Origin of the sequence: Neptuniibacter sp., assembly GCF_024231755.1 — a bacterium.
Classification (GTDB): Bacteria; Pseudomonadota; Gammaproteobacteria; order Pseudomonadales; family Balneatricaceae; genus Neptuniibacter.
Genome location: NZ_JAAEQH010000163.1, coordinates 1 through 4,784, shown reverse-complemented (window position 1 = coordinate 4,784; position 4,784 = coordinate 1). Strand labels below are relative to the sequence as shown.

At 50.9% G+C, this 4,784-nt stretch carries 5 protein-coding genes; all 5 read left to right on the top strand.

Annotation, left to right across the window (positions count from 1 at the left end):
* Positions 1–75: 75 nt before the first annotated feature.
* Positions 76–1,284 carry a 3-oxoadipyl-CoA thiolase gene (gene pcaF, locus GY843_RS08920; protein WP_297308712.1) on the top strand — a complete coding sequence of 403 codons (1,209 nt, stop codon included), beginning with the start codon at positions 76–78 and terminating at the stop codon, positions 1,282–1,284.
* Between the two features lie 102 nt (positions 1,285–1,386).
* Positions 1,387–2,691: a phenylacetate--CoA ligase PaaK gene (gene paaK, locus GY843_RS08915; RefSeq protein WP_297308714.1), complete on the top strand. Its 1,305-nt coding sequence runs from the start codon at positions 1,387–1,389 to the stop codon at positions 2,689–2,691.
* 134 nt (positions 2,692–2,825) lie between these two features.
* Positions 2,826–3,767 carry a 1,2-phenylacetyl-CoA epoxidase subunit PaaA gene (gene paaA / locus GY843_RS08910; protein WP_297308710.1) on the top strand — a complete coding sequence of 314 codons (942 nt, stop codon included), beginning with the start codon at positions 2,826–2,828 and terminating at the stop codon, positions 3,765–3,767.
* A 12-nt stretch (positions 3,768–3,779) separates the two neighbouring features.
* Positions 3,780–4,073, top strand: coding sequence for a 1,2-phenylacetyl-CoA epoxidase subunit PaaB (gene paaB, locus GY843_RS08905; RefSeq protein ID WP_007020488.1), 294 nt, complete (start codon positions 3,780–3,782; stop codon positions 4,071–4,073).
* An 18-nt stretch (positions 4,074–4,091) separates the two neighbouring features.
* The coding region (gene paaC, locus GY843_RS08900) for a 1,2-phenylacetyl-CoA epoxidase subunit PaaC (RefSeq protein WP_297308704.1) at positions 4,092–4,784 on the top strand (693 nt) is incomplete at its 3' end.

Genomic DNA, 4,784 nt, shown 5'->3' with positions numbered 1-4,784 from the left:
TTCCGCGGTCGTTCCCACCGAATTCGTGGTGTCATTATTCCCGGCACTGAACAACCTGAAGGAAGGTAATACACGATGACTGATGCATATATCTGTGATGCGATCCGCACACCTTTTGGCCGTTACGGTGGTGGCCTAGCCCCTGTACGTCCAGATGATCTGGGTGCGATCCCACTGAAAGCACTGATGGAACGAAACCCACAGGTTGATTGGGCAAGCGTTGAAGACATCATCTACGGCAACGCTAACCAGGCGGGTGAAGACAACCGTAACGTTGCGCGTATGTCTGCGCTGCTGGCAGGTCTGCCAACTGATGTTCCGGGTACTACAGTTAACCGTCTGTGTGGTTCTGGTATCGATGCTATCGGTATGGCGGCACGTGCGATTAAGTCTGGTGAAACAGATCTGATGATCGCGGGTGGTTGTGAGTCTATGTCACGTGCACCCTTTGTTATGGGCAAAGCAGAATCTGCTTTCAGCCGTAACCCTAACGGTCTTTACGACACCACAATCGGCTGGCGCTTCATCAACAAGAAGATGAAAGCTGAGTACGGCGTTGATTCCATGCCAGAAACGGCTGAGAACGTAGCGGAAGATTTCAACATCTCTCGTGAAGATCAGGACCTGTTCGCATTCCGCAGCCAGCAGAAAACTGCTGCAGCGATGGAAGCAGGCATCTTCAAAGAAGAGATCGTGCCTGTAGTGATTCCACAGCGTAAAGGTGATCCGGTTGTTGTTGATACCGATGAACACCCACGCGCATCTACTACGCTGGAAGGTCTGGCTAAGCTGAAAGCACCATTCCGTGAAGGTGGTTCTGTAACCGCGGGTAACGCATCCGGCGTAAACGACGGTGCATGTGCCCTGCTGATCGCCTCTAAGGAAGCAGCTGAGAAAAACGGCCTGACGCCTAAAGCACGTATCGTAGGTATGGCAACTGCGGGTCTGGCACCACGCATCATGGGCTTCGGTCCAGCACCTGCGACTAAGAAAGTTCTGGAAAAAACCGGCCTGACTCTGGATCAGATGGATGTTATCGAGCTGAACGAAGCTTTCGCTTCTCAGGGCCTGGCTGTTATGCGTGATCTGGGTCTGCCAGATGATGCTGCAAACGTTAACCCTAACGGCGGCGCGATCTCTCTGGGTCACCCTCTGGGTGCCAGCGGCGCACGTCTGGTAACGACAGCAATGTACCAGTTGCACCGTACCGGTGGTCGTTATGCACTTTGCACAATGTGTATCGGTGTAGGCCAGGGTATCGCAATTATTATCGAGCGCGTTTAAGCGTTCATCAGGGGCGGCACAACTATTGTAGCCGCCCAAATACAGCGTCCATAAGAGGCGTGTTCTGAAAATAAAAGTACATACGACAGGACATTTATCATGATGAATATGAAAGTGGATCCAAACGCACTCGATCCAATTGAAACGGCCAGTATTGATGAGATCCGCGCGCTGCAGTTAAGCCGCATGAAGTTCAGCATCAAGCACGCATACAACAATGTTGCTGCATACCGTCAGCTGTGTGATGACAAAGGTGTTCACCCAACGGATCTGAAAACATTGGAAGATCTGGCACTGTTCCCGTTCACTACTAAACAGTATCTGCGCGACGCTTACCCATTCGACTCTTTCGCTGTTCCTATGAGCGATGTGGTACGTATCCACGCGTCTTCAGGTACGACAGGTCAGCCAACTGTTGTTGGTTACACGCAGCACGATATCAACGTTTGGTCTGATGTTGTTGCCCGTTCTATCCGTGCAGCAGGTGGTCGCAGCACCGATAAGGTACACGTATCTTACGGTTACGGTCTGTTCACAGGCGGTATGGGTGCACACTACGGCGCTGAGCGTCTAGGCTGTGCAGTTATCCCAATGTCCGGCGGTCAGACTGAGAAACAAGTTCAGCTGATGCGTGACTTCGATCCAGACATCATCATGGTAACGCCTTCTTACATGCTGAACCTGATGGATGAGATGGAACGCCAGGGTCTGGACCCACAGGAGATGGCTCTGCGTATCGGTATCTTTGGTGCTGAGCCATGGACTGCTGAAATGCGTAAGAACATCGAAGGTCGTCTGGGCATCGATGCGGTTGATATCTACGGTCTATCTGAAGTGATGGGTCCAGGTGTTGCGCAGGAATGTGCCGAGACTAAAGATGGCCCAACTATCTGGGAAGACCACTTCTACCCAGAGATCATCGATCCAAACACGGGTGAAGTACTGCCAGACGGTGAATACGGTGAGCTGGTATTCACATCACTGACTAAAGAAGCACTGCCGGTTATCCGTTACCGTACTCGCGACCTGACTCGCCTGCTACCAGGTACTGCACGTCCGATGCGTCGTATCGACAAGATCACTGGCCGTTCCGACGACATGATGATCATCCGTGGTGTAAACGTATTCCCAACGCAGATCGAAGAACAGATTCTGAAGATCCCAGCGCTAGCTCCTCACTACGAGATCGTTGTGACTAAAGACGGCAACCTGGACAAAGTACAGGTGAAAGTTGAGCTGACACCGGAAGCGCAGAACACAGATCAAGCGCCTGTTATCAAAGAGCTGCAGCACCACATCAAATCTGTTGTGGGTATCAGCACTAAGATCGATGTTGTACCTGCGGGCGCTATTCCTCGCTCCGAAGGTAAAGCAAAACGCGTATTTGATAACCGACCAAAAGGTTAATAACCGTGCAGTGGCGTAACACTGTAACGGTTACGCCACTGCCGTTTGAATTAGCAGCAAAGCAAAGTTTCAACAGTTCTATGCGTTAGTTGGAAATTGCTTTGCCTACCCAAACAATTGTGGAGGCAAAAATTATGACCCCTCAAGAAGAACAATTCTGGGCAAAGATTGAGGCTGAAGAGAAGATCGAGCCAAAAGATTGGATGCCAGATGATTACCGTAAAAACCTGATCCGTCAGATCTCGCAGCACGCTCACTCTGAAGTGATCGGTATGCAGCCTGAAGGTAACTGGATCACACGTGCGCCATCTCTGCGCCGTAAAGCAGTTCTGCTATCTAAAGTGCAGGACGAAGCGGGCCATGGTCTGTACCTGTACTCTGCGTGTGAAACACTGGGTATCTCTCGTTCCGAGATGATCGAACAGCTTCAGAGCGGTAAAGCGAAGTACTCCTCTATCTTTAACTACCCTACTCTGACTTGGGCTGACGTTGGCGCAATCGGTTGGTTGGTAGATGGTGCAGCGATCGTTAACCAGGTTTCCCTACAGCGTACCTCTTACGGCCCATACTCCCGTGGCATGATCCGTATCTGTAAGGAAGAGTCTTTCCACCAGCGTCAGGGTTATGAAGCAATTCTGGCTTTGGCTAAAGGTTCTGAAGGTCAGAAAGCGATGGCTCAGGACGCGCTGGACCGTTTCTACTGGCCTGCACTTATGATGTTTGGTCCACACGATTCTGAATCTGCCCACTCTCAGAAGTCCATGCAGTGGAAGATCAAGCGTGAAACTAACGACGACCTGCGTCAGAAGTTTGTAGATCAGACAGTTAAGCAGATTGAAGTACTGGGTCTTGAGCACCCGGACAAAAACATCAAGTGGAACGAAGAACGTGGTCACTATGACAGCTCTGACCTGAACTGGGATGAGTTCTGGAGCGTGATCAACGGTAACGGCCACTGTAACCGCCAGCGCATCGAACACCACGTTGCTGCACACGATGAAGGCGAATGGGTACGCGATGCGATCTCTGCGTACAACGAGAAGAAACGAGCTAAAAAAGCACAGAACGCTGCGTAAGGGGAAACTGACATGACTAACATCACTGAAAAACTGGAACTTTTCGAAGTATTTGTACGTTCCAAGCGTGGTCTGGACCACAAACACGTAGGCTCCCTGCACGCGGAAGATCACGAACAGGCGCTGGAATATGCGCGTGACTGCTACACCCGTCGTAGCGAAGGCGTAAGCATTTGGGTTGTTAAATCTTCTGACATCTGTGCTTCTCAGGAAGACGATGCGGATTGCTTCTACGATCCAAGCGATGACAAACCATACCGTCACGCGACTTACTACGTTCTTCCAGACCCAGTAAACAACATGTAATTGGTGGGGATGATAAGAATGAGTGATATCAAAGCTGCAACGCTTGAATACGCAACCCGCCTGGGTGATGACTCTGTTGTTCTGGGTCACCGCATCTCTGAGTGGGTGAGCTACGGTCCTTTCCTAGAAGAAGACATCGCATACGGTAACGTAGCGCTGGACTACATCGGTCGTGCTCGTATGTTCTACACATACGCTGCTGAACTAGCTGATGATGGCCGTGACGAAGACGATTTCGCATTTATGCGTAACGACCGTGAATACCACAACCTGCTGTTGATGGAGATGCCTAAAGGCGACTTCGCTTACTCACAGGTTCGCCAGTTGTTCGCTGACGTTTACTACACAGTTCTGCTGCCAGAACTGCTGCAATCTAAGGACGAAACACTGTCTGCGATTGCTGCAAAAGCGATCAAAGAAACTAAGTACCACCTGCGCCGTAGCCGTGATTGGGTTCTGCGTCTGGGTGATGGTACTGAAGAGAGCCATAAGCGCACTCAGAAAGCCGTAGATCAGCTGTGGGGCTACACGCACGAGCTGTTCGATATGGATGAAACTGAGCAGCTGCTGGCTGACGAAGGTATCGGTGTGGACGTATCTAAACTGCGTGACACATGGCTGAAGATGGTTAGCGATATTCTGACTGAAGCAACGCTGACTGTACCAGAAGACAGCTGGGCTGTTCGTGGTGGTCGTACCGGTTACCACACT

Excerpts from the sequence above, each read along its gene's own strand:
- paaB (WP_007020488.1), top strand. The coding sequence starts at position 3,780 with ATGACTAACATCACTGAAAAACTGGAACTTTTCGAAGTATTTGTACGT.
- paaA (WP_297308710.1), top strand. The coding sequence starts at position 2,826 with ATGACCCCTCAAGAAGAACAATTCTGGGCAAAGATTGAGGCTGAAGAG.
- paaK (WP_297308714.1), top strand. The coding sequence starts at position 1,387 with ATGAATATGAAAGTGGATCCAAACGCACTCGATCCAATTGAAACGGCC.
- pcaF (WP_297308712.1), top strand. The coding sequence starts at position 76 with ATGACTGATGCATATATCTGTGATGCGATCCGCACACCTTTTGGCCGT.